Source organism: Luteococcus japonicus (genome assembly GCF_003752415.1).
Classification (GTDB): domain Bacteria; phylum Actinomycetota; class Actinomycetes; order Propionibacteriales; family Propionibacteriaceae; genus Luteococcus; species Luteococcus japonicus.
The window spans coordinates 43468-67343 of record NZ_RKHG01000001.1 but is presented as its reverse complement, the minus strand read 5'-3'; the positions used below and the strand labels follow the sequence as shown (position 1 = coordinate 67343).

The 23876-nt window shown below is 68.6% G+C and carries 24 protein-coding genes and 1 pseudogene; 14 read left to right on the top strand and 11 right to left on the bottom strand.

The window, feature by feature from the left end; translation table 11 throughout:
• Nucleotides 1-3 precede the first annotated feature (3 nt).
• Both EDD41_RS00265 and EDD41_RS00260 read right to left on the bottom strand, forming a co-directional pair.
• Nucleotides 4-756 (bottom strand): ABC transporter ATP-binding protein, encoded by a 753-nt coding sequence (locus EDD41_RS00265; protein WP_123574593.1) that lies wholly within the window; start codon nt 754-756, stop codon nt 4-6.
• Complete coding sequence (locus EDD41_RS00260; protein WP_094764990.1) at nt 756-1829, bottom strand: ABC transporter permease; 1074 nt, start codon at nt 1827-1829, stop codon at nt 756-758. Before EDD41_RS00260 ends, EDD41_RS00265 begins: the two co-directional genes overlap by 1 nt.
• A 157-nt stretch (nt 1830-1986) precedes the next feature.
• Here EDD41_RS00260 and EDD41_RS00255 point away from each other — a divergent pair, with 157 nt between their 5' ends.
• The 6 genes from EDD41_RS00255 (at nt 1987) to EDD41_RS00235 (ending at nt 7595) form a co-directional block, all read left to right on the top strand.
• Nucleotides 1987-3282 (top strand): sensor histidine kinase, encoded by a 1296-nt coding sequence (locus EDD41_RS00255; protein WP_094764989.1) that lies wholly within the window; start codon nt 1987-1989, stop codon nt 3280-3282.
• A complete protein-coding gene (locus EDD41_RS00250) occupies nt 3279-3917 on the top strand; it encodes a response regulator (RefSeq protein ID WP_094764988.1) in 639 nt (212 codons plus the stop codon). Before EDD41_RS00255 ends, EDD41_RS00250 begins: the two co-directional genes overlap by 4 nt.
• Nucleotides 3918-4113: 196 nt before the next feature.
• Nucleotides 4114-4998 (top strand): MlrC C-terminal domain-containing protein, encoded by an 885-nt coding sequence (locus EDD41_RS00245; RefSeq protein WP_170165169.1) that lies wholly within the window; start codon nt 4114-4116, stop codon nt 4996-4998.
• Nucleotides 4995-6068: an IS3 family transposase gene (locus tag EDD41_RS00240; protein WP_123574591.1), complete on the top strand. Its 1074-nt coding sequence runs from the start codon at nt 4995-4997 to the stop codon at nt 6066-6068. Before EDD41_RS00245 ends, EDD41_RS00240 begins: the two co-directional genes overlap by 4 nt.
• Nucleotides 6065-6232, top strand: coding sequence for a hypothetical protein (locus EDD41_RS16680; protein WP_170165155.1), 168 nt, complete (start codon nt 6065-6067; stop codon nt 6230-6232). Before EDD41_RS00240 ends, EDD41_RS16680 begins: the two co-directional genes overlap by 4 nt.
• Before the next feature lie 112 nt (nt 6233-6344).
• A complete protein-coding gene (locus EDD41_RS00235) occupies nt 6345-7595 on the top strand; it encodes an alpha-amylase family protein (protein ID WP_123574590.1) in 1251 nt (416 codons plus the stop codon).
• On the opposite strand, the gene EDD41_RS16465 is transcribed toward EDD41_RS00235, so the two are convergent.
• Nucleotides 7579-8307, bottom strand: coding sequence for an SDR family NAD(P)-dependent oxidoreductase (locus EDD41_RS16465; RefSeq protein WP_245995473.1), 729 nt, complete (start codon nt 8305-8307; stop codon nt 7579-7581). The genes EDD41_RS00235 and EDD41_RS16465 overlap by 17 nt on opposite strands.
• Here EDD41_RS16465 and EDD41_RS16460 point away from each other — a divergent pair.
• Nucleotides 8296-8787: a TetR/AcrR family transcriptional regulator gene (locus tag EDD41_RS16460; RefSeq protein WP_245995472.1), complete on the top strand. Its 492-nt coding sequence runs from the start codon at nt 8296-8298 to the stop codon at nt 8785-8787. The genes EDD41_RS16465 and EDD41_RS16460 overlap by 12 nt on opposite strands.
• An 84-nt stretch (nt 8788-8871) precedes the next feature.
• Here the strand turns inward: EDD41_RS16460 and EDD41_RS00225 are convergent, their stop codons facing one another.
• Nucleotides 8872-9762 carry a LysR family transcriptional regulator gene (locus EDD41_RS00225; RefSeq protein ID WP_170165167.1) on the bottom strand — a complete coding sequence of 297 codons (891 nt, stop codon included), beginning with the start codon at nt 9760-9762 and terminating at the stop codon, nt 8872-8874.
• Between EDD41_RS00225 and EDD41_RS18025 the strand changes: the two are divergent.
• Nucleotides 9716-10345: pseudogene (locus EDD41_RS18025) on the top strand (nitronate monooxygenase); the annotation flags it as partial. The gene EDD41_RS00225 and the pseudogene EDD41_RS18025 sit on opposite strands and share 47 nt — an antisense overlap.
• A gap of 83 nt (nt 10346-10428) precedes the next feature.
• Here EDD41_RS18025 and brnQ read toward each other — a convergent pair.
• The gene (gene brnQ / locus EDD41_RS00215; RefSeq protein WP_211336534.1) at nt 10429-11763 is read right to left on the bottom strand and encodes a branched-chain amino acid transport system II carrier protein; all 1335 of its coding nucleotides are present in this window, start codon (nt 11761-11763) and stop codon (nt 10429-10431) included.
• 54 nt (nt 11764-11817) lie between these two features.
• Here brnQ and EDD41_RS00210 point away from each other — a divergent pair, with 54 nt between their 5' ends.
• The 3 genes from EDD41_RS00210 to EDD41_RS00200 all read left to right on the top strand — a co-directional run bounded on the left by EDD41_RS00210 (nt 11818) and on the right by EDD41_RS00200 (nt 15088).
• Nucleotides 11818-12312, top strand: coding sequence for an FBP domain-containing protein (locus tag EDD41_RS00210; RefSeq protein WP_123574586.1), 495 nt, complete (start codon nt 11818-11820; stop codon nt 12310-12312).
• Nucleotides 12313-12374: 62 nt separating this feature from the next.
• Nucleotides 12375-13727: a M16 family metallopeptidase gene (locus tag EDD41_RS00205; RefSeq protein ID WP_123574585.1), complete on the top strand. Its 1353-nt coding sequence runs from the start codon at nt 12375-12377 to the stop codon at nt 13725-13727.
• Nucleotides 13724-15088, top strand: a complete 1365-nt coding sequence (locus EDD41_RS00200; RefSeq protein WP_094764980.1) for a M16 family metallopeptidase — start codon at nt 13724-13726, stop codon at nt 15086-15088. Before EDD41_RS00205 ends, EDD41_RS00200 begins: the two co-directional genes overlap by 4 nt.
• 18 nt (nt 15089-15106) lie before the next feature.
• On the opposite strand, the gene EDD41_RS00195 is transcribed toward EDD41_RS00200, so the two are convergent.
• The 3 genes from EDD41_RS00195 to EDD41_RS00185 are packed head-to-tail and all read right to left on the bottom strand — an operon-like array spanning nt 15107 to nt 19657.
• The gene (locus EDD41_RS00195; protein WP_245995471.1) at nt 15107-18028 is read right to left on the bottom strand and encodes a UPF0182 family membrane protein; all 2922 of its coding nucleotides are present in this window, start codon (nt 18026-18028) and stop codon (nt 15107-15109) included.
• A gap of 4 nt (nt 18029-18032) precedes the next feature.
• Entirely contained in the window at nt 18033-18560 is a 528-nt protein-coding gene (locus EDD41_RS00190; RefSeq protein ID WP_094764978.1) for a PPA1309 family protein, read from the bottom strand.
• A 47-nt stretch (nt 18561-18607) separates the two neighbouring features.
• Nucleotides 18608-19657, bottom strand: coding sequence for a YlbL family protein (locus EDD41_RS00185; protein WP_094764977.1), 1050 nt, complete (start codon nt 19655-19657; stop codon nt 18608-18610).
• A gap of 93 nt (nt 19658-19750) precedes the next feature.
• Between EDD41_RS00185 and EDD41_RS00180 the strand changes: the two genes are divergently transcribed.
• Entirely contained in the window at nt 19751-21112 is a 1362-nt protein-coding gene (locus EDD41_RS00180) for a zinc-dependent metalloprotease (protein ID WP_094765023.1), read from the top strand.
• Here EDD41_RS00180 and EDD41_RS00175 read toward each other — a convergent pair.
• A complete protein-coding gene (locus tag EDD41_RS00175; protein ID WP_245995470.1) occupies nt 21097-21708 on the bottom strand; it encodes a M48 family metallopeptidase in 612 nt (203 codons plus the stop codon). The two genes, EDD41_RS00180 and EDD41_RS00175, sit on opposite strands and share 16 nt — an antisense overlap.
• Nucleotides 21709-21984: 276 nt before the next feature.
• Here EDD41_RS00175 and EDD41_RS00170 point away from each other — a divergent pair, with 276 nt between their 5' ends.
• Together EDD41_RS00170 and EDD41_RS00165 are read left to right on the top strand one after the other, a co-directional pair.
• Nucleotides 21985-22149: a DUF5679 domain-containing protein gene (locus EDD41_RS00170; protein WP_094765022.1), complete on the top strand. Its 165-nt coding sequence runs from the start codon at nt 21985-21987 to the stop codon at nt 22147-22149.
• A gap of 142 nt (nt 22150-22291) precedes the next feature.
• On the top strand, nt 22292-23206 hold the full coding sequence (locus tag EDD41_RS00165) for a hypothetical protein (RefSeq protein ID WP_123574582.1): 915 nt from the start codon (nt 22292-22294) through the stop codon (nt 23204-23206).
• Here EDD41_RS00165 and EDD41_RS00160 read toward each other — a convergent pair whose 3' ends face one another.
• On the bottom strand, nt 23207-23533 hold the full coding sequence (locus EDD41_RS00160; RefSeq protein ID WP_370597002.1) for a WhiB family transcriptional regulator: 327 nt from the start codon (nt 23531-23533) through the stop codon (nt 23207-23209). It abuts the gene before it with no gap.
• 102 nt (nt 23534-23635) lie between these two features.
• The gene (locus EDD41_RS16675; RefSeq protein ID WP_170165166.1) at nt 23636-23791 is read right to left on the bottom strand and encodes a hypothetical protein; all 156 of its coding nucleotides are present in this window, start codon (nt 23789-23791) and stop codon (nt 23636-23638) included.
• Nucleotides 23792-23876: the final 85 nt, after the last annotated feature.

Below are 23876 nucleotides of genomic sequence, written 5' to 3'. Positions count from 1 at the left end.
TTCTCAACTGATGTGGCCGTCTCGCATGTGGACGACATCGTCTGCGTCGTCGGCGAATTCGGTGTCGTGGGTGACCATGAGTGTCGCCACGCCGGTCTCGCGGGTGACGCGGGTGAGTAGTTCGATGATGGAGCGTGAACGTTCGTGGTCGAGGGCGCTCGTGGGTTCGTCGGCGAGAAGGACCTCGGGGTGGCGCATGAGCGCGCGGGCGATGTTGACGCGTTGACGCTGGCCGCCCGACAGTTGGTGGGGGCGTCGGTCGCCTTGGTCGGTGAGCCCGACGAGGTCGAGGAGTTCGGCGGCGCGTATGCGGGCCTGTTTCATTTCCGATCGTGAGGCTCCGGCCAGATGGGCCATGACGGTGAGTTGTTCCGTGGTCATGAGGGACGGCAGCAGGTTGGGCTGCTGGAAGGCGATGCCAACGTGGTCGCGGCGCAAGGCCGTGCGGGCGTTCTCGTTCAGCTTGTCGAGTCGGGTACCGGCCACGGAGACCTCACCGGAGGTTGGCACGACGAGCCCGGCGATGACGGACAGCAGGGTGGACTTGCCGGATCCAGACGGGCCGAGGATCGCCGTCATCGTGCCGGGGAGGGCCTGCATTGACACGTGGTCGAGGGCCGTGAACCAGCGGGTGGCGCCCGTCTCATCGGTTCCATCGGCGTATCGGACGACGACGTCGTGCAGGGTGAGCGCGGCTGGTGCGGCGCCGATCTGGCCGGGTGCCGCGGTGTTGGTGGTGAGGATTGAGGTGGGCATCAGTTGCCTCCAAGGGCGAGCAGGGGGTCGACACGGGACACGCGGCGGGTGGCGATCCACGACCCAATCAGGCCAAGGGTCGCGATCCCTACGACTGGGCCGGCGACGGTGAGGGTCTGGAGCAGGACGGGCGCGACCCCGGCCAGGCCACCAACGAGCGCGGCGCCGAGCAGGCCACCGATGAGCGCGCCGACGACGAGCAGGAGCGCAGCCTGGCCGAGGGCATCGAAGAGGACATAGCGGCGCGAACCACCGAGGGCGCGCAACACGGCGAGGTCCCGGGTGCGCTGGATCGTCCACACACTGACGAAGGACAGGACGACGAGGGCGGAAATCCCATACAGGAAGCCTTGGATGAGCAGCAGGGAGGAGCGCTCGTTGTTGTATCCGGGCAGGGCCACGAGCGAGTCCTTCACCGGATATGAGACGGTGCCGGCCTTGGCGTTGACCCGGGCGAGGGCGTCATCGGTGACGGAGTCATCAACGCGCGCGATGAGGGCGGAGCCGACCTGGTCGTCAGCGGTGTGGTTCATCCGCGCGAACGTGGGCGCGGTGATCGTCGCTACCGGTGAGTGGGAGTACCAGCGGGTCTCCTCCACACGATCGACGGTGAGGACGCTGCCGTTGACCGCGACCGTCCGTCCCGCGTCAACACCGAGGGCGTCCGCGGTTTCCCGCGGCAGGACGATCCGGTCGTTCGCCAGGTCGCCCACAAGTTCGGAGCCAGCGGGGGCGGCGAACACCGCTGCCGTGGCGGCCGACTCGGACCCGGTCTTCTCGATGCGGACGTGACCGATGGCCAGGGGCGAGACCGTCACGCCCGCCGCGCCGGTCCACGCCGCCTGTTGATCGCGGGTGACCACGGAATCACCGTAGGACGCCTTGTCCCCGTCAGTGGGGGTCAACACCACTCGGTCCGCGGGCAGCGTAGTAATGGCGGAGGTCGACTGGTTGCCCAGTCCCTGGGTCAGGCCGGTCAACGTGACCAGCAGAAAGGTGATCATGGCGACGACCGCGACCATAAGGCCGAAGCGGCCCCACGCGGTGCGGATCTCTCGAATAGCGACAAACATGTATCCATATTCGAGGCCCCCCGGACCGCGTTCCGGCCCGCCAGCGGTCGGATTCGTGGAGCCGTGTGGTCGGGTGGGACCAGTCCTTTCGGACCGGCCCCCGCCAACAACGCTACGAGAGACGCCGGCCACCACCGGCGCGCGTTAACGTGGAAGCGTGCACCCAATCGCGATTCGTCCGGCGCAGGCCGACCACTTGACGTTCACGTTGCGGCACGCCATGCACTTCGTTGTCGTGACGCTGTTGGCCGCGGCCGTGCTCCACGCCGCGGCCGTCGGGGGCGGGTCGGTGCACGGGCTGGGTCGAACCACGGCGGCCACGGGCGTGGCCGTCGTGTTCCTTGCCGTCTACCTCCTCGGTCTTCGAGTGGCGCCCGACAGCGCTGGTCTGCGCGACGGCGCATCTCGCGACAGGCTCCTGTCCGGGGGTTCGGAGGCAAGTGCGGCCGTGTGGATATGGCTCGTCGCGATGGCCCTTGTGTGGAGCGCGGGGGTGCTCGTCACCGACGGTTTCGTGTGGGTGGCCTTGCCGCTGCACTTGCTGGCCCTAGCGCTGCTGCCGGGCGTGGCCGGCGCGATGGTGGTCGCCGGACTCGTCGTACTGTCGGTCGGATTGGGACTGCTGCACGGACACACCGCGGGCGTTACCACCGCCCTCGACGTGTGGCTGGGCATGCTCGTCCCGGCGTGCGTGGCGCTCATCGGATGGACGGTATTCATGCAGCTCAGGGAGGACGCACAACGGCAACGCGAGCTCGTGGCGCGGTTGCGTGAGGCACAGGACTGCCTTGCTGCGACCGAACGCACCCAAGGGGTGCTGGCGGAACGCGAACGTCTGGCCCGGGAGATCCACGACACCCTCGGACAGGCCCTCGCCTCCATAGTGGTGTTGGCCCGCACCGCCGGACCGCAAAATCCGGAAGCCCTGGCCCTCATCGAGTCGACCGCCCGTGACAACCTGATCGAGACCCGCCGCTTCATCCGCGACCTCGCTCACCCCGGCGAGGCGACCTTGGAAGACTCCGCCCGGTTGATCGCGCAGGACGCCCTTCGTCTCAGCGAGGCCGCCGGCGAGACGCTGACCGTCGATGTCGTCGTGGAGGGAACCCCGCCGCGCCACGTCGACGACCACATCGTGGCTGCCCTGCATCGGGGGATCCAGGCATCCATGTCGAACGTGCTGCGGCACGCCCAGGCCACCCGCTGCCAGATCGGGATCGGCTGGTTCGATGACCGGGTCGTCGTGGACGTAATCGACAACGGGGTCGGGTTCGACCCGCGCACCGTGGACGCCGACGCCCACTTCGGCTTGCAGGCCTTGCACTCCCGCATGGAGGAGGTCGCCATCGACGTCATCATCGACTCCTCTCCCGGCGAGGGCACCACGGTCGCCCTCACCGCGCACCTAACCCCCACTCCTGCCATTCGTGACGCCCCGGAGGTCCGCCCATGACCGCCCGCATCATTCTTGTCGATGATCACCCCGTGCTACGCGACGGCATGCGGATGCTGCTCGCCGCCGACCCGGGTATCGAGGTCATCGGCCAAGCCGGGTCCGGCGAGGAGGCCCTCACCCTCGTCCAGGCCCTTGAACGGCGCGGGGACGCACCCGACCTCGTCCTCATGGACCTGCAACTCGGCGCCGGGATCAGCGGTATAGAAGCCACTCGGGCGCTTCGGGCCGCACACCCGGACGTACGAGTACTCATCCTCACGACATTTGACGCAGACACCGACATTTTCGGCGCACTGGATGCCGGGGCCGTGGGCTACCTCCTGAAGGACACCCCAACCGACGCCCTGGTGCGCTCGGTACTGGACGCTGCATCTGGTCGCCCGACCCTGTCTCCCGAGGTCGCGATGCGCGTTATGGGGCGCGCTGCCCACCCCGACACCGGTCTAAGCACCCGGGAAACCGAGATCCTCGGCCTGCTTGCCACCGGCGCCGGCAACCGTGACATCGCCCGTCGCTTGTTCATCTCCGAATCCACGGTCAAGGGCCACCTTGTCAACCTCTACGCCAAGCTCGGCGTCGACAACCGCACTTCTGCCGCTAAGGTCGCTCGCGAACGCCGCCTGATTCGCTGACCTTTACCCCCACAGGGCCCAGCCCAAAGGCGCTGGAGCGTAGGCTGTCCAGTCGCGGTGGTGGAGAAGTTCTGGCAGGTAATGGGGCTCTTCACAGATGAGGGTGTGGGTCGGTAGGCGGGACGCGGGTGGTGACAGGGATCCAGGTCCCCTTGATGATGGAAGTTCCTACGCTCGCCGTCCAGAAGACCTCGACATGGACAACGCCGTCCGCTCAAAGCAGCGCCCCTTCTTCATCTCCGACTCCGGCGACAATCCGGGGGCAGGCGGCGCCGACGACTGCACCGCTGCCCTGGCGGCCCTGGCGGGCGAGCCGGCCATCAGCTCGGGAGAGCTGCGCGCCGTCCTCGCCTCGATCGTCGACCCGGCCACCGTCCAGCACGCCATCGAGTTGGGCGAGGGAAATCAGGGCGAGTTCACCATCGGCGGGGTGATCGACTCCCGCGATCCGGGCCCACAAGCCCTGACCGCGACGGTGGCCCAGGTCACGGACACCCCGGATGGTGGGACGTCGGCCCGCCTGGTCCACGGTGGACTGGAGGTGATCGTGACCAGCCGCCGCACCCAGTACGCCCAGAGCGTGCAGTACCAGCGGATGCGAGTCGACCCGTCGGCGATGGACATCGTGGTGGTCAAGATGGGCTACCTGGAGCCCGACCCCCTGATTGGCAAGCTGGTTGTGAGTCAGGGAGGTGCCGTGATGATTGAGCAGCGGACCGCGAGGGAGCGGGCGGAGTTGGTGGCTGAGTACTTGGTGTTGCCGCAGGGGTCGAAGGGGCGGTGGCTGGATGAGCATGGGGTTTCCCAGCGGCGGATGCAGTCGTGGCGTCGGCAGTACTTGTATGGGGACTTGGAGTTGGGGTTGGAGCCTCGCGATACTGCGCGTATGAGTGCCACGGATGGGGCGGAGTTCGCCCGGTTGAAGGCGCAGTTGGCCATCGAGCGTCAGGCTCGTGAGGAAGAGGCGCGGCAGGCTCGGGAGCAGATCGAGTCGTTGACCCGGGCCAATGATGCGTTGGGAAAAGCTATCGGGCTCTTGCAGCAGCTGTCCGTCAGGCAGGGGCCCACCAACGGCGAGTGACGGGGCAGGTCAGCGCCGAGCAGGAGCGGTTCTTGGCGGCCGAACAGGCGCTGGTGGACGACCTGCGCCAGGCGGGTTGGAGCCTGCGGCGATCGTTGTCGGTGATCGGGTTGTCGCGTTCGTCGTGGCACTACCGCAGTCATCCCCGTCCCGGGATCGCCAGCCCGACACCACACCGGGGGCGGGCCTACCCGAACCGGGTCGGGGAGCAGGACCAGCAGCGCATCATCGGCCTGTTGCGCTCGGCGGCGCAGCAGGGAATCAGCGCGTATCAGGCGTGGTTCGACGCGTTGGACGCCGGGGATCCGGTGGCGTCGTTGTCGACCTGGTACCGCATCGCCCGCGCCGAACGGATCCGTTGCACCACTGCTCGACGTTCCCGCAAGCGCTCGTCGGCGATGCCGCAGTGGCATGCCACCGGCCCCAACCAGGTGTGGTGCTGGGACATCACCAAGCTGCCCGGCCGGTACAAGGGCCAATGGTTCAACCTGTATGCCGTCATTGACGTGTTCTCCCGCCGGATCATGGCTTGGCGTGTCGAGGACTGCGAGGATGACCAGCTGGCTGCCGACATGTTCACCACCGCATTCACCACGCACGGCGTCCATCCCCGCATCGTCCACTCCGATGGAGGTCCGTCGATGATGTCCGACGAACTCGCCCGCGTGTTCCGCGCGATGGGCATCACCCGCTCCCGCAACCGGCCGCGGGTCTCCAACGACAACCCCCACATGGAGTCATGGTTCAAGACCGCGAAGTACCACCGTGACTGGCCCGGATACTTCACCGACCTCGACGCCGCCCGGTCTTGGGCCGCACGTCGGGTCACCGACTACAACCAGCACCACGCCCACTCATCCCTGGCCGGCCACACGCCCCAGTCGGTTCACGACGGCACCTGGCACCAGGTCCACCACCGACGCCAAGCCACTCTTGAGGCCCTCGCCCACCGATATCCCCAACGATTCACTCAGCCACCCCACCTGGCCACACCACCCGCACATGCCTGGCTCAACCCCGACGGCATCCTCGACGAGCAAACCCGCCGCGAGTGTCTCCACACAGGTTGACAGCTTCCGACCTGTTCGACCTCCAGCGGGGCTGGCTCCTGGCATTGACCCCTGGCGGCGTCGATCAGGACCTCAAGCGGCTGGGGCATCAGCGCATCCTGCGTCCGATGATCCCCTTCGACGACGAGATTCCCGAGCCGACCGAGGTCACGGCCTTCGCCTGATCCCTGGCCAACTGGGCGCAACTGGGTGGGGCTTCCGGGTCATCCAGGCAGCACATCCGGCCGGATGGCATTGTAGGTGGGGACACCCAACCGTCGAGGAAAGGTCAGGGCAATGCGTTGGTTCGAGCACGCCATCTGGTGGCAGGTCTACCCGCTGGGCTTCACCGGGGCGCCGGTGCGGCCGTCGAGCGAGGAGGAACGCGCACTCACCCACCGGCTCGGGCACCTGCACAACTGGCTGGACTATGCCCAACGCCTGGGCACCAACGGCCTGCTGCTCGGGCCCGTCTTCAGCTCGTCGACCCACGGCTATGACACCACTGACCACTTCAGCATCGACCCACGGCTGGGCGACGAAGCAGACTTCGACAAGCTGATCGCTGCCTGCCGGGAGCGCGGGATCGTCGTGCTGCTCGACGGGGTCTTCAACCACGTCGGGGACCAGCACCCCCTCTACCGCGCCGCCCTGGCCAACGGGCCGGACAGCGACGAGGCGAAGCTCTTCCGGATCGACTGGGACCAGAACCCGCCGCGCGCCGCCGTCTTCGAGGGACACGGCTCCCTGGTTTCCCTCAACCACGACGAGCCCGCCGGCGCGGACCTCGTGGCAGACGTCATGCGGCACTGGCTGCGACGGGGCATCCACGGATGGCGACTGGACGCCGCCTATGCCATCAAGCCGGAGTTCTGGCAGGACGTGCTGGCCAAGGTCCGCCCCGAGTTCGGCGAGGCCTGGTTCGTCGGCGAGATGATCCATGGTGACTATGCCGACTACGTGCGTCGCTCCGGGCTGGACTCGATCACCCAGTACGAATTGTGGAAGGCCACCTGGAGCTCGCTCAAGGACACCAACCTGTTCGAGCTGGACTGGACCCTGCAGCGCCACAACGGCTGGCTCGATGGCGGTCTGGTGCCGCAGACCTTCGTCGGCAACCACGACGTCACCCGCATTGCCAGCCTGGTGGGCCACGAACGCGTCACGGCGGCGCTGACCGTGCTGTTCACCGTCGGGGGCATCCCCAGCCTCTACTACGGCGACGAGCAGGGCTTCACCGGCACCAAGTTCGAGCGCCTTGGCGGCGACGACGAGGTCCGTCCCACCTTCCCGGAGAACCCGGACCTGCTCTCCCCCTTGGGAGAACCGATCTTCCGCCTGCACCAGGACCTGATTGGCCTGCGCCGGCGCAATCCGTGGCTGGTGCACGCCCGCACCGAGAAGCTGGAGCTGCGCAACGAGTTCTACCGCTATGCCGTCCACGGACCCGCCGGGGAACGGCTGGAGGTCACCCTGGACCTGGCTGGCAACGGCATCCGGATCCAGGACGGCAACGGCGAGCCACTGCTGGTCAGTCCAGGTAGCTGAGGCCAGACCAGTCCTCGCTGCGTCGCCACAGGGCCGCCGCCAGCTCGGGGTCCAGCGCCACGCGTGAGGGCTTGACCTTGGTGGCAGGGCCTCGCAGTTCGCCCGGTCCGTCGGGGCCGTAGTAGTCACCGGACTGCACCGTCGGATCCGTCGCTGCAGGCAGGGCCGGTTCGGCGCCACGAGCGACGCCCTGGCCCACCAACCGGTCCATCAGGGCACGCAGCCCCCGCTTGCCCGCGGGATTGGTGGCCGTCTGACCCGGATGGGCCGCGACGGACAGTGTCGAGTACCCGTGGGCGGCGAGCCGTCGGGCCAACTCCTGGCTGAACAGCAGGTTCGCCAGTTTGCTGCGGCCATAGGCGCGCATGGCCTTGTAGTCCACGTCGGAACGAACGTCGTCGAAGGACAGTCCGGGCATCTTGTGACCATTGCTCGCCATCGTCACCACGCGGCTGTACGGGGTGTCGACGAGCAGGGGCAGCAGGTGGCCGATCAATGCGAAGTGCCCCAGGTGGTTGATGCCGAAGTGGCGTTCGAAGCCCTGCTCCGTGGTGCCGTAGGGCAGCATCATCACCCCGGCATTGTTGACCAGCAGGTCGATGCCCCTCCCCTGCTCCACGAGGAACGCCGTCGCGTTCTGGCGCATGCCGTCGTCGAAGTCGCCGACCAACGCGGGTTGGACAATGCCAGCCTGCGCACGGTGGCGCAGCACGTCGGGATGTCGATGGGCACCGTGCAGCACTACTTCGCCGACCGCGAGGCCATGCTGGACTTCGTCCTCGACTACGTCCAGCAACAGCGCACCGCTCGCATCGAGCGCGCGGTCCAGGCCCTTGCCACCCCCACTCCGGCCGCCATCCTCGACGCCCTGGCCGACGAGATCCTCACCGCCGATGAGACCAACCAGGTCTTCGAGCGCGTCAACGCCATGTTCCTCGACCGGGCGCGACGACACCCCGCCACGGCGGAACGACTCGGACAGGGGCGAGCCGAGGTCATCCGCCTCTTCACCGGCCTGCTGGACGGGAGCGGCCTGAATGGCCGGACCGAGCCCGTTCAGGCGGCGGGGGTGCTGTGGGCCCTCCTCGAGAGCCTCCCCACCGCGATCACCCTCGGCCAACACACCAGCCTGAGCGCACGAACCGTCGTGCACCGCCACCTCGCCAGCATCACGAAAGAGACAGTCCGATGATCTCAGAACCACCCGGCCAGCCCCCACCAAAATTCGGATCCACGGTCTCGACGCCGTGCGCGGCGGCGCCCTGCTTCTGGCCGGCTACTTCGGGTACATGATGCGCGAACACCGTCCTGTCGGTGGTCCAGCAGTGAATCGCCCGGTTGTTCCCTGTTGACGGATGACCCGCCGCTCACCGGCCGACGTGTCCTGGCCGTCACCATGGCCGAGGTCTTTCTGACACGGCCACGGCCCAAGCAGCCAGGGCCAGGGTGGCGGGGCGAAGGTCCTGACGACGGTGGACGATCGCGACGGTGACGGGCGGGGCATCGGTGATGTGGTGGTACTGGATGCCGGGGTGCGGCGCCAGCTCCGCCGCCGAGGCCAGCGCCACCCGATTCCCCGGTCCGCCGCAACACAGGCCTGCCACTCGTCGAAGTTCGAGCAAATGGCAGCCACCCGGGCTACAGGCGTCCACAAGGAGGCCTGGGTGGTGCCCGTCGCCCGGTTGACCACCAGCGGTTGGGAGCCGAGCGCAGCCCAGGCTGCCCCGATGGCCGCCTGATGGGCCGAATCATGGGCGATGGCCAGCATGCGCTCCTCGGTGGCGATCGGCGTGACCGCCAGGCCCTCCCGCGACGAGGGTTCGCGCACCAGGCAGCCGTGCAGGACTCCCGCCAGCACGTCGGCCACCGGCTGCTCCGTGCGCTGCAGCCGCAGGCGAAAGGCCGGATCACCGGCCCGCAGGGCTCCGTCGAGTTCCCCCGACAACCAGCTGGGCAACAACCAGCTGAAACCCAGCAGGGCCACCCCCTCGGGCCCATCCAGGCGAGTGAGGGCCGCATCGAAGGCCGCCACCGCTGGCGGTGCCTCGGGCAGCAGGCGCCGTCCGGCCGCGGTCAGGACAAACCCGGACCCGCCCCGGCTGGCCAGCTCCGCCCCCACCATGCGTTCCAGCTGGGCCAGGGTGCGGGAGAGGGCCGGTTGCCCCACCCCCCAGCTGCCGGGCCGCGGCACTGATCGACCCGCACTGCGCCATGGCCACCAGGGCTCGAAGGTGCCGGATGTCCGCGTCCATGCCGTCGAGGATGGAGCCAGCGATGCCAGTTCGGCATGGCGCCATGCCCCAGTGGGGACTTCCCCATCCCGGACTGCCTGCCTAGCGTCGGATGCAGCCACGTCCACCACTGAGGGGAGCACCATGTTCCAGCTGTCAGACCTTGCCCGCCGCATCATCGTCGCCCCGATGGCCGGCGGTGCCTCGACTCCGGAACTGGTGGCCGCCGCCTCGGCCGCCGGAGGGATGGGCTTCCTGGCCGCGGGCCACAAGGATGTCGTCACCGTGGAGGACCAGGTGAAGGCCGTGCGGGCACTGGACCATGGTCCCTTCGGCGTCAACCTGTTCGTACCCGACGCTGAACCGGCCGATCTGGAGGCCGCCCGTCGCTACCGCGACCAGCTCGCTCCATTGGCAGAGCGCTACGGCATCGAGCTGCCCGAACCCCGCCAGGACGACGACGGTTGGTCGCAGAAGGTGGAGGCCCTGCTGGACCTGGAGGTCCCCGCGGTCTCCTTCACCTTCGGACCGGCTGGCGCGACATGCCGTCGGGCTCCACGGCTGACATCATGGCCGGGCTCGCCAGCTGAGGCGCGTAGGCCTCACCGCCTGGGCAGGGCCATCCCAGCCACGAGCCCGATCAGGGCGGGCAGGATCCAGCCGAAGCCCAGCTCGAAACCGGGCAGCACTCCCCCGGCCGCGGACGCCGCAGATGCCACACCCGCGGGCACACCGGCCTGCGTTGCCAGCAGGAAGAGCAGCGAGACCACACCTGCCCCCAGCATGGTCAGGCGATAGGCCCACGGCCGGTGGCGCACCCACGGGTCGAGCAGTCCCAGCACGATGATGCCGATGGCCAGGGGGTAGAGCAGCACCAGCACCGGGACGGCCGCCTTGATGATGGTGTCCAGCCCCACATTGGCCACGGCGAAGGAGACGACCGCGAAGACCGTCGCCCACCCGCGCTGGGACAGGCTGCCGGGGAACATGGTCCGGAACATCTCCGCGCAGGCCGTGAGCAGGCCGATGCAGGTCTTCAGGCAGGCCACGCCCATGATCAGGGCGGCCAGCAGGTGGCCGATGCCGCCGAAGGACTCGCTGGCCACCCGGGACAGGGCCACCGCACCATTGGCGTCACGGGCCACGACGTGCGTCGAGCGAGAACCCAGGATGGCAAGGGCGGCATAGATCACGCACATCGCGACCGCGGCCAGCACACCGGCCCGGCCGACCTCGATGGCGATCCGTCGGGGCTGGGTCACGCCCAACCGACGCACCGCCTCGATCACCACGATGGCGAAGGCCAAGGAGGCCAGCGCATCCATCGTGTTGTAGCCATCGAGCACACCTTGGCTGAGCGCGTGGGTGGCGTAGGGCCCCTGCGCGGCCGGGGCGGCACTGCCCGAACCCAGCCGGGCCACCACCAGCAGCAGCCCCAGGAGCACCAGGAAGACCGGGGTCAGCCACTTGCCCACGTAGTCCAGCAGCTTGCCCGGACGAATGGCCGCGGCCAGGGCCACGGCGATGAAGACCGCCGTGAAGCCCGCCAGCGCCCAGCGGCCGGCTCCGTCGGACAGGGTGCCGCCGAAGGCCATCTCGTAGGAGACCGTCGCCGTGCGCGGGATCGCGAAGAAGGGGCCGATGGTCAGGTACAACGCGCAGGTGAACAGCACCCCGAACCAGGGCGCGACCCGCGAGGCCAGTTCGTGCAGGCTGACGGTCCCGGCAAGGGCGGAGGCCACCACACCGAGGATGGGCAACCCCACGGCGGCCACGAGGAAGCCGAGGGTCGCCGGAAGCACCGACGATCCCGCAGTCAGTCCCATCGAGATGGGGAAGATCAGGTTCCCCGCCCCGAAGAAGAGCCCGAACAGTAGCGATCCCAACAGCAATGACTGGTGGGTGGACAGGCGGGCGGTGAGGGAGTCAGCAGGCACTGCGCCATTCTTCCGCATGCACCGGCCAGCCAATGCACCCGATAGGGTCGCACAGTGCTTGAACTGACCACCGACCAGATCCGCGCCGACCTCGTGAACTGCACTAAGGGAGAGGCGAAGCGGATGAACCTGCCCACCAACCTCGGCCAGACCGACTGGGAGAACCTGGACTTCCTGGGCTGGCGGGACCCAGCCTCCACCACCATCGGGGGCCTGGCCCTGTGGCGCGGCGACGAGGTCATTGCCATCGCCCTCAAGGCCACCGAGCGGCTCGCCTCCAACAAGCAGGGCATGTGCTCGCTGTGCCACACCTTCCACCCCAGCGCCGACGTCGCCATGATGGGCGCCAAGCGAGCCGGAACCCGCGGCCGTGAGGGCAACACCGTGGGCGCTGCGATGTGTTCGGACCTGGCCTGCTCGCTCTATGCCCGCAAGCTGAAGCAGCCCCGCCGCGTCCAGCCGCAGGAGACCCTGGACATCGACGGACGGGTCCTGCGGCTGCAGACCAACCTCCACAAGTTCGTGGCCCGCGTCGTCGACGGGCGCTGAGCCGGCTTCGCTCCCGGCGGAGCGCCCGCCACAAGTGGCGCGCCTGTGGCACGCTGGGGGGCATGCCACAAGCACTGACGCTGCAGTACACGATCGAGGAGCGCACCCTGCCCAATGGGCTCCGGGTGGTCGTCAATCCCGATCCCAGCTCCCCCGCCGTCGCCGTGAACCTCTGGTACCACGTGGGATCCGCCGACGAGGTGGCGGGCCGCAGCGGCTTCGCGCACCTGTTCGAACACCTGATGTTCCAGGGCTCGGCGCGGGTTGCCAGCGGTGAGCACCTGTCCGCGCTGCAGGCCGTCGGAGGCCACGTTAATGCGACGACGAGCTTCGACCGCACGAACTACTTCGAGACCGTGCCGCCCGGTGCCGTCGACCTGGCCTTGTGGCTGGAGGCCGACCGCCTGGCCAGCCTCGACGTGAGCCAGCAGAACCTCGACAACCAGCGGGAAGTGGTCAAGGAGGAGAAGCGCCAGCGCTACGACAACGTCCCCTACGGAGACCAGCTGCACCTGCTGCTGGCGCTCAACTTCCCCACTGACCACCCCTACGGGCACACGACCATCGGGGCGATGGAAGACCTCGATGCCGCCAGCCTTGACGAGGTGCGTGACTTCTTCGCCACCTGGTACCGAGCCTCCAATGCCGTCCTGACGCTGGCGGGGGCCATCGAGCGCGAGACGGCCTTCACGCTTGCCGAGAAGTACTTCGGGGAGTTGCCCGCCCTCCCCGCCCCGGAACGCCATGCCGCCGACCGGCTGCCACCGCACGAGGGGCTGCCACGCCTGGAGGTGGTGCGCGACGTTCCCCGCCCGGCCCTGCACCTGGGCTGGCGCACCCCCTCGATCGACCATCACGACCACCTGGCCGTCGAACAGGCCCTGGCGATCCTGGCCGGTGGCCCCTCCAGCCGCCTGCACAAGGTGATGGTCCGTGAGACGGGCACCACCGAGGGCGTCGGGGGCTCCCAGTTCGACCTGGCCCAGGGCACGAGTCTCGCGCTGGTCTCCGCCCGCACCCGGCAGGGGCACAGCCTGGACGAACTGGAGACGCAGATCGTCGACCAGATCCAGCAGATGGCCGACGAGGGTGTCAGCGCCGAGGAACTGGACCGGGCCAACGCTTCCTATGAAAGGGAATGGCTCGGGGAGCTGGCCCAGATCGACCGCCGCGCCGACCAGCTGGGCGCCTTCGCCACGCTCCACGGGGACGCGACCCAGCTGAACGAGCACCTGCGCCTGATGTTGGACGTGACACCAGAGGATGTCCAGGCCGCGGTGCGCACCTGGCTCGCGCCGGAAGCCCGCAGCATCCTCTACTACAACACCCAGACACCTGAACCAGACACCGAGACGCCCACCATCGAGACGCCCACCATCGAGTCGCCCACCATCGAGTCGAAGGAGCAGGCATGAGCAGCGCGGCCAACCCACGCCCCGAGACCACGGCAGCCACCCCCTGGAACTTCCCCCAGCCCACCGAACGAAGCTTGCCCAATGGCCTGCGGGTGTGGCGCTTCGACCTGCCCGGACAGCACGTCGTGACGGCCACCCTGGTGCTGGACATCCCGCTGTCGCTGGAGATCCCCGAGCTGGAAGGCATCGCCACCATTGCCCTGCGCACCAGCGACGAGGGCACCGAACAGCACCCCGGCCAGAGCCTCGTCGACGCCCTGGAATCGTCCGGGGCGGCCTTCGATGGTGGCGCCTCGGCCAGCGCCACCATCTGTTCCGTCGACGTGCCCAGCACCCGTCTGGAGAGCGCCCTGCCACTGTTCGCGGAGATCGTCCGCTCCCCTCGCTATGACCAGACCGACGTCGAACGTCACGTCGCGCTGCGCCTCGCCGAGCTGGAGCAAACGATGGTCAACCCGCCGTCGCTGGCGGCGTTGGCCGTACGACGGGTGCTCTTCGATGCCTCCAGCCGCGAGTCCCGCCCCCAAGGTGGCATGGCCGCTACCGTCTCGGCCGTCACCCCGGACCTGGTGCAGGGCTTCCACCACCGCCACTGGCGTCCCGACGGCGCGACCCTGGTGCTGGCAGGCGACCTTCCAGAGGGCGCCGACGAACTCGTCGACTCCGCCTTCGGTGACTGGGGGAGCGTCAGCGGCGCGGCCCTGCACGTGATCCCGACCCCGGCAGGTGTGCCGACACACAGCCCTGATGGCCGTCGGATCGTGCACCTGCTGGATGTCCCCGGTGCCGTGCAGACCGAGATCCGGGTCAGCGGCATCGGCGTCGACCGCACCAGCCTGGACTTCGCGCCGCTGCAGGTGGCGGCGACGGCCATGGGCGGCAGCTTCGGCAGCCGGCTCAACACGGTGCTGCGCGAGGAGAAGGGCTTCACCTACGGCGTCCACTTCGCCGTCTCCCCTGCCCGCCTGTCTGGAACCTGGGCCGTCAGCGCCAGCGTGCGCACCGAGGTCACCACCGAGGCCCTGGACGAGACGCTGCGGATCATGGCGCTCGACGAGGACTTCACCGCGGACGAGATCGCCGACGCCGTCAACCAGCAAATGGGCATTGCGCCGCTGCGCTATGACACGGCGGGCGCCATCGCCAGCCAAGCAGCGACACTGGCCGCGTCGGGCTGGGAACCGGACTTCGTCAACCTGCACCTGACCCGCGTCGGGCAGGTGGGCGCCGCCAGCGCCAGCGAGGCCTACCGCGGCATCGTGCGCCAGGACAACCAGCACGTGGTGCTGGTGGGCGACGCGGACTCGCTGTGCCCCCAGCTGGAGGCCGCCGGCTACGAGGTCAGCAGCATGGTGCTGTGAGCCCGGCGCCGGAACCGCTCACTTCAGGGCGGTCTCGGCGGCCGACATCTTGCGTCGGGCCAGGTCCAGCTGCTTCTGGTAGGTGGCCAGATCGCCCTTCTTCAGAGCCGCATCCGCCGCAGCGAAGGCCTTCGAGGCCTCGTCGAGCAGCTTCAGGGCCGCCTGCTCCCCCTTCGCGGGGGCGCTCGGCGCGGGGGTCTTCGACGTCTGGGGCTGGTCGCCCTCACCCGTCGAGGCACCTGCGTCGCCCTTGAAGACCGTGTCCAGTGCCTCCTGCAGGGTGGTGCCGATGCTGATCTGTTCACCGAAGCGCACGACGACGAAACGCAGCACCAGGTAGGCACCGCTGGTGGTGCTCTGCTGCGTGTAGACCGGGGTCACGTAGAGCAGTCCGCCTCCCACCGGGATGGTCAGCAGGTTGCCGAAGTGGGCCTGCGCGGACCCCTGCATCATGAAGGGCCTCAGCTTGGTGGCCACCGCATCGTCAGAACCGATCGCATTGAAGGTCTGCCCGGGCCCCGCCACCTGCTTGCGGTCGGACAACTTCAGGATGCGCAGCCGGCCGTAGTCCGAGCTCGAGGCGTCGGCGTTCACGGCCATGTAGGCGCCCAATGTCTCGCGGCCCTTGGGCACCAGCACCGAGGTCTGGCTGAAGACGGGCTGCTGGTCCCCCGGCCACCGGATCGAGAGATAGTTGGGGGCCTCCTTGCGTGCCCCGGGCGCCACCGGATCATTGGGCACCTCCCACAGGTCCGACTTCTGGAACCAGGTGTCCGGATTGGTCGAGTGGTAGCGGGTCAGCACCTCCCTCTGGACCTTGAACAGGTCCGACGGGTAGCGCATGTGCTCCAGCATGCTCGCCGGGATCTCCTTCTTCGACTTCACCTGGCCCGGGTAGACCTTCTGCCAGGTGCGCAGGATGGGGTCCTGCTCGTCCCACGCGTAGAGCTGGACGTTGCCATCCCCGGCGTCGATCACGGCCTTGACGGAATTTCGCAGATAGTTGACCGGCCGCGGCTGCTGCAGGGTGGAGGTCTGGGAGTCCGAGGTGGCCTGACGCAGGTCCACCTGGTTGGAGTTGGGATAGCGGTTGGAGGTGGTGTAGGCGTCGACGATCCACACCACACGCCCGTCCACCACGGCCGGATAGGCGTCCGAGTCCGGGGTGAGCCATGGGGCCACCTTCTGCAGACGTTCCCGGGGTGTGCGGTCGTAGAGCAGCCTCGAGGCGGAGTTCACGCGTCCGGTGGACAGCACCAGGTTGGGGTCACCGAAGCGAATGGCGTACAGCGCCCGGATCAGCGGATTGCCGATCCCCACACCGCCCTTGCCGTCGTAGGTGTTGCGGGTCTCGTTGGCGCCGGACCGGCCGCCACCGGGAGTGTCCAGCTCCACCGGGTCCGATCCCTCCGGCGCCCCCACCACGGCATAGGTGTTGGTGCGTTCCCCGAAGTAGATCCTGGACTGTGTCTCCTCCAGGGCCCCGACGGTGGGGATGTCCCGGCTGATCCACTCCGGCTCGCCATTGGCCTGGCGACGGTTGCCGTAGGCGGCCACCACCCCGTTGCCGTGGGTGTAGACGGTGTGCAGGTTGGTCCAGTTGCGGTCCGGGATCTCGTCGGCATTGATCTCGCGCGCCGCGACCACCGCATCGGTGGCCTTGCCGTCGATGGTGTAGCGGTCCACGTCCAGCACGTCGGCGAAGGAGTAGTAGCCGCGGACCTGCTGGAGCTGTTCGAAGGTGGGACCGATCAGGCCCGGATCGATCAGGCGAATGCCGGGAAGCGCCTCAGCATCGGCCCGCAACTGCCCGGCCGACGCGGTGGTCGTGACGTCGTAGTTCTCGGTCATCTCCACCCCGTGCAGACCATAGGCGGTCCGGGTGGCGGCGATGTTCTGTTCGATGTAGGAGCGCTCCCGCGCAGGCCCCTTGGGCTGCACGTCGAAGCGCTGCACCACGGTGGGATAGATCCCCTGCACGAGCACGGCGCTGACCAGCATCAGCACCACGGCCACCACCGGCACGGACCATCGTCGCAGCCGGGCATTGACGAAGAAGAGCACCGCGCACAGCACGGAGATCATCGCGACGATGTTCTTCGCCACCACCCGCGAGTGCAGGTCCGCATAGCCCACGCCGGTGAACAGCCAGTTGTTGGTGATCGAGTAGCCGAAGCGGTCCAGCCAGCAGTCGACGGCGTAGAGCAACAGGAGCACACCAGCCAGGACGGACAGGTGGGACTGCGCCTGCGCCGACAGGTGCCCGGGGCGACGGGTGACCAGGGTCTGGCCACCGGGAGTGGTGACCACCTGGAAGGACTGCAGCGCGCCGGTCGCCAGATGCGCCAGCGCCACCAGGAAGGCGCTGACCCCCACGATCCAGAAGGCCTGCCCCAGCACGAAGCGCCACCACGGGTAGTCGAAGACGTAGAAGGCGGCGTCCTTCTCGAACCACGGATCCACGGTACCGAAGGGTGTCGCATGGCGCCAGGCCAGGAAGACGTCGCGCTGCGCGAAGCCGCTCAGGCCGCTGAGCACGCCGAAGAAGAGTGCCGCGGACAGGATCGCCGCCCGATGGCGGGCGTCGAACAGGGCTCGCGCCTGACCCAGTGCGGGCAGGCCGCCGGTGCGGGTGCGCGGACGGAGCCGATGGGCGATCACCAGGTTGCCCACCACGCTTGCGGCCATCAGGAAGGAGCAGATGCCGAAGAGCAGGATGCCGGTGGCCAGCCGGGTCTGGAAGACCTGGGCGACGTCCAGCTGCTTGAACCACAGCCAGTCCGTCCAGAGCCGCGAGAATCCCAGTACGGCCAGCAGCAGCACCCCGAGACCGGCCATGATGCGCACCAGCGGCCCGGACGGCTGCGACGGGCGCGCCGCGGGAGCGGGCCGTGGTTCGCGGGCCCGGCCCGAGGGGTGACGAGGATTCGGACTGCTCATGACCTCACCTCAGGGTCTCTGACAGCGCGCGGGACAGGGCAGGCACCAGGTCGTGGCCACCCAGCAACTCCTCCGGCTGGCTGACCAACCGGGCCACACCGTGGGAGCTCCCGTCACGCAGTGCACCGACCACGACCCGGATGTCCTGACGCTGCGGATGGTTGGCCACGAAGCTGGCGGCCTCCTGCGGGTCCTCGGGGATCTGGTCCTCCAGACCGGTCGGCAGGAAGGTGCGCTCCAGGCTCATCGCGCAGCCATGCACATTCTCGGACCACTGGATCTTCGCCAGGGCCGTCATCGGGTCCTCGCCGTCGTGGAAGTCGTCCTGCTCGATGGAGCTCAGGGCATCGTCGCTGGTGACCCGAAGCTGGTCGGCCAGCTGGGGTTCGGCGGCCAGCAGGTCCACGGTACGCACCAGGGCGAACAGCCGTGCGGGCTGCTCCCAGCCCAGGGAGCCGACGTGGTGCTCGATCTCCACGAGGGCGGCGACGAGCGCCTCGGGGACCTCGGGAGTGGTCTGGTCGTCGGCCATGGTCGTGTCTCCTGCCGTTGTCGTGAAATCTCGATGCCGGACTGCGGTCAGCAGTGCGGCAGGTCCTTGGTGCTGCCGGTGCGGCGCAGAGTGGTGAGCGCCTCCACGGCATCTGCCAAGGTGCCCACCTTCACCAGGCTCATCGAGCTGTCCAGGCCACTGATGTCCGCACAGTTGCCGCTCGGGACCAGGAAGACCTCGGCTCCGGCCTTCTCGGCCCCGGCCACCTTCTCCTGGATGCCACCGATGGAGCCGACCCGCCCGTCGGCGCTGATCTGTCCGGTGACCGCCACATTGCGTCCGCCCAGCAGGTCACCGGGGGTCACCTGGTCATAGATCGCCAGGCTGAAGACCAGCCCGGCGCTGGGACCCACCACCTGCGGATCGATCCCGTAGCTGACCGACGGCGTGTAACGGTAGCCCTGGGCGGTGACGATGCCGATCACCGCCAGTTTCTTGTCCTCATTGGAGGAGACGGTGGTGATGGTGATGTCCTCCTTCTTGCCGTCCCGCACGACGGAGACCAGCACGGGATCGCCCACCGCATGCCGCGAGATCAGGCGCGAGACCTCCGACGGGGTCTTCACCGCGGTCTGGTCCACCCTCTCGATCAGGTCACCCGGCTGGAGCTTGTTGTAGGAGGGTCCGGCCATCCCGACGCTCTGCACCTGGGGCATGGCCTGCACCGGCTGTCCTGCCGCCCGCAGCGCCGCGACGACAGCCTCGGACTTGGAGTCGTCCATCATGGCGACCTCCTCGTTCTTGACCTCCTCCACGCTCTTGCTGTGGGGGTAGACGACCTCACGGGCCAACACGTCACGCTTGGGCATCCAATGCGCGTAGACGGCCTCGGGCAGGCTCAGCCGTGAGTCGACCCGCGTCACGGAGACCGTGGTCATCCGCAGCTCACCGGTGGTCGGGTAGGTCTTGAGCCCGTTGACCTTGATGGCGGGCCGGTCCGCGTCGCCAGGGCCCAACAGGTTCAGGGTGCGTCCTGGACCCCAGGCCACGAAGGGAACAGGGAGCAGTGACAGCAGCAACGCCAGCACCACGAAGCAGATGGCGGAGGCAATCGCCGTCCAGGTCTGGCGCGTCATGGCTGCCACCCTATCGTGAGGCCCCAAGGCTCCCGGGCGAGGCGCGACAGGGACGCCACCACGCCTCTTGCGTCGTGCGGTTGAATGGTGGCCATGAGTGATCCGACCGGAACCCCCGGAGACGACCAGCCCAAGGACCCGATGGCGGAGATGCTGCGCCAGCTGGGCATCAATCTGGGCACCGATGGGCAGATCGACCTCAACCAGTTGATGGGGCGGCTGCAGCAGCAGATGGGCGCCTTCACCCAGGCGTCGACCAGCACGTCCGGCGTGAACTGGGAGCAGACACGGCACGCCACTCGGCAGATCGCCGCCAGCCTGGGCCCGGATCCGAGCATCACCAGCCAGCAGCAGCGCGAGATCGCCGACGCCGAACGCCTCGCCAACCTGTGGTTGGACGAGGCCTGTGACTTCGGCCAGTCGCCCCACCCGGCCGTCGGCTGGAGCCGCGCCGAGTGGATCGAGCAGACAATGCCCGCATGGGAGCAGGTGACTGAGCCGATCGTGTCCTCCATCGCCACGGCGATGGGAGACATGATGGGTGCGCAGGCGCCACAGCTGCCGCCCGAGCTCGGTGCCTTCAGCCAGATGATGCAGCCCATGCTGCGCCAGGCCGCCGGCGCGATGTACTCCATGCAGCTCGCCCAGGCGATCGCGAAGGTCTCCACCGAGGTGGTGACCGGATCCGAGATCGGCTTCCAGCTGCTCCTGAAGCCACGCGCCGCGGTACTGCCCACCAATGTCGCGGCCTTCTCCGAAGGACTGGAGGTCACGGACCAGGACGTGCTGCTCTATCTGATGCTGCGTGAGTCCGCCCGCCAGAGGTTGTTCGCCCAGGTGGGTTGGCTGGCCCCGCAGATCATGGCGCTGGTGGAGCACTATGCGCGGGAGATCACCATCGACGCCAATGCGCTGGAAAGCGCCATCGACATCGACGACATGGGGCAGTTGAGCCCGGAGAAGATGGCCGAGATCTCGGAGAACCTGCAGGGCAAGCTCTTCGAGCCCACCCAGTCCGCCGAACAGGTGGAGATCCTGAGCCGTCTGGAGACGCTGCTGGCCCTGATCGAGGGGTGGGTCGACGAGGTGGTGGCCCAGGCCACCGCCCGCTGGATGCCGAATTCCTCGCAACTCGCCGAGGCCGTACGTCGCCGCCGTGCCGCCGGCGGTCCCGCCGAGGACGTCCTGAAGTCCCTTGTGGGCCTCGAACTGCGTCCCCGGCGCGTGCGCGACGCCGCGAACCTGTGGGCCGCGCTGAGCGCCGACCGCGGTGTGGGTGGACGAGACGCGGTGTGGAACCACCCGGATCTGGTCCCGACGGCGGCCGACCTGGACGACCCGCTCGGCTATGTCAGTGGCGAGACCACGGCTCCTGCCGCCGATGACCTGGATGCCGAGCTGGCCAAGCTCCTGGCGGAGGAACGACCCGACGAGGACGGTCAGTCCGGCTCCTGAGCGCCTTTGCCTCCCCCGGCCGCCGTCCATCCCTCAAGGAATCCCTTGGCCCGCTCGGCCTGCGGATAGTGGGCGACGAGCCGGTGGAAGCGTGCCGTGTGATTGGCCTCCACCAGGTGCGCCAGCTCGTGCACCAGCACGTAGTCGACGACCCAGTCCGGCATGGCCTGCAGCCGGTGTGACAGCCGGATGACCCCGGAGTCCGGGCTGCAGGAGCCCCACCGGTGCGCCTGGTTGGTCACCCACCGCACCTGGGAAGGGCGCACCGGACGGCCCGCCGCGGCGTCCAGGTGACGCTGGGCAAGCCCCACCGCCCTCTCCTCCAGCACGGAGGGATCCTCCAGCGCCGGGCGCCTGGCCTCATGCCCCACGACACGCCGGACCATCCGTTCGGCCCATTCCCGCTCCGCAGCGGCGGACATGCCCTGGGGCAGGTGCATCACGACGCGAGCGCCCTCGCGTCGGGCCTGGACGGTCTTGCGTCGACGCGCACTGCGGCGCAGCTCCACCGTGATCCCGTCCACCACCAACTCCCCCGGCCCGCCCGAGCGTCGTCCGGCCTTGTCACCCATGCCTTCCACAGTGTCAGATGGCACCGACAATTTCCTCTCGTGGGGTTGACTAGCCACCGGCTCGGCACTAGTTTTCTCGTGAGGCCCTTGGCCGGTCGATCGCATGCAGGGGAAGGCAGACGATCCTGATCGCCGAGGGCCTCTCCTGTGAGCGAAATGAGCTCGTTGTTGGCCCCGATTGCGGCGCGCCGCCCGGATTTCTGCCGAATTGCTGTGTGGGCATGGCTACAGTGAACGTCGAGCCCGGTGGCCGCCTATCCAATTGGCTGCCGGCCGGACAACATCAACCAGGAGGAAATCGTGGCCGAAGAGACCTACAGCGGTGAGTTCTACTGCGTGAAGTGCAAGGCGAAGCGTGAGGCCTCGGGCAACGTCGTCGTCAACGACAAGGGAACCCGCATGGCCAAGGCCAAGTGCCCCGAGTGTGGCACCAACCTGAACCGCATCCTCGGCAAGGCCAAGTGATCGCGTAGTTCACGCACATCATCCAGGGGGCGGGTCTGTTGACCCGCCCCCTGTTTGTATGCCCGCACCGGTGTTGTCAGGTTGTTGTCCGGGTGTTGTCCGCCCTTGTGCCGGCTGGTCGGCCCGCGCGAGGCTCGACGACATGAACACCAGAGTGCGCGCGGAGCGCATCCCGATCGGCGAGGCCGTGCGCTACTGGGTGGACGACACCTGCTGGGCAGAGATTGCCGGCCTCGACGGGGAACTGGACCGCCGGCTGGCCTCCGCCGACGGCTGGACCGCTCCCGAACGCATGACCCGGGGCCTCGCCCGTGGAAGCCGACGCTCGCTCGATGCCCTCGTGGAGCTCTTCTCACGCAGCGGGCTGGCCGTGGAGGGTCCGGCCGCAGCGCCCATCGCCTCGCTGCGTCTGGCCGTCGCGGGCTCGGGGATGCTGGCCCGAGCCGTGGCCCAGGCCCTGCTGCGTGCCGGCGCCACCCAATTGCAGGTGCTGGATCCCCAACCGCCCGATCCCTTCATCTGGCCCTCCAGCCCGCACGCAACCGGCGCCGACGCCCTGGTACGGGCCCTGCGGCCCCGACACCGGGTACAGGTCCGCGCCGCCACCTCCGCCATGGACCTCGCCTCGGCGGGAACCGATCTCGTACTGGTGGCACCGGGCCGGGCGGAGGCCGACCGTTGGCTGCTGGAACAGCTCGTCCGGCACGACCTCACGCACATGGTGCTGGGCTGCCACCGCGACGTGGGCAGGATCGGCCCACTGGTCATGCCGGGGCGCACGCCCTGTGTGGGCTGTCAGGACCTGGCACGCACCCGGCACGATCCGCAGTGGCCCGCGGTCCTGTCCCAGCTCGACCGGGCCCAGGCCCGGCCCCAGCCGACACTGCTGCAGTGGGTGGCCGCTCGGACCGTGCTGGAGGTGGGCTGGCTTGCCCGCAGCCTCGCCCGTGCGGAGCACTGGCAGGGACGCGTCGAGCTGGTGGACCTGCACTACCCACAGCAGCGCGAGGTGAACTTCCGGGCCCACCCCGACTGCGGCTGTGTCTGGAGCCCGTGATCAGGCGGCCCGCTCCACGTCCTGCGGACGGGGATGCTTGCGCGGACGCCCCCGAGGCCGCTTGCGGGCGATGACGCGGCCCGCGTCGAAGAGCTCACCGCCCCACACGCCGTGGGGCTCGGCCCGCTCCAACGCTCCGGCGAGGCACTGCTCCCGTACGGGGCAGGTGGCGCAGATGGCCTTCGCCCGTTCCACCACCACCATGTCATCGGAGAAGAACTGGGTGGGTTCGGCGTCGGCGCACGCCGCGGGACTGGTGGGCGCAAGCATCTCATCGGCGGCGTCGCCGAAGCACTCGTCGAGACGAGCGAGAAGGGTGCTGCTCATGTGTGGAACTCCTGGAAGGCCTGGTGGATGCGGGCCCCGGGACACTAAGAAGGCCGTGACTCCGGGTTTCCCCGTGGTCACGGCCTGGCAGGAAGTTCTGGCTCAGGCGCTGTGGTGCGGGGAGGGGGTGACGAGGTGATTGCCGGCGACGCTCGATGCGGCGCGCTCGCGCTTGGACGCGGAGGGGACGTAGCCGTCGCCCAGGGCGGTCGGCGTGGTCTGCCATCCGGCAACCATCTCGAAGTAGTTGTTGATCATCCCGACTGCCCTCCTCTCGTCCTTCACCTCACGCGGGCCCTCCGCGTGAGTTCGTGCCTTCACACTACGGTCTGGGCCAAGATTC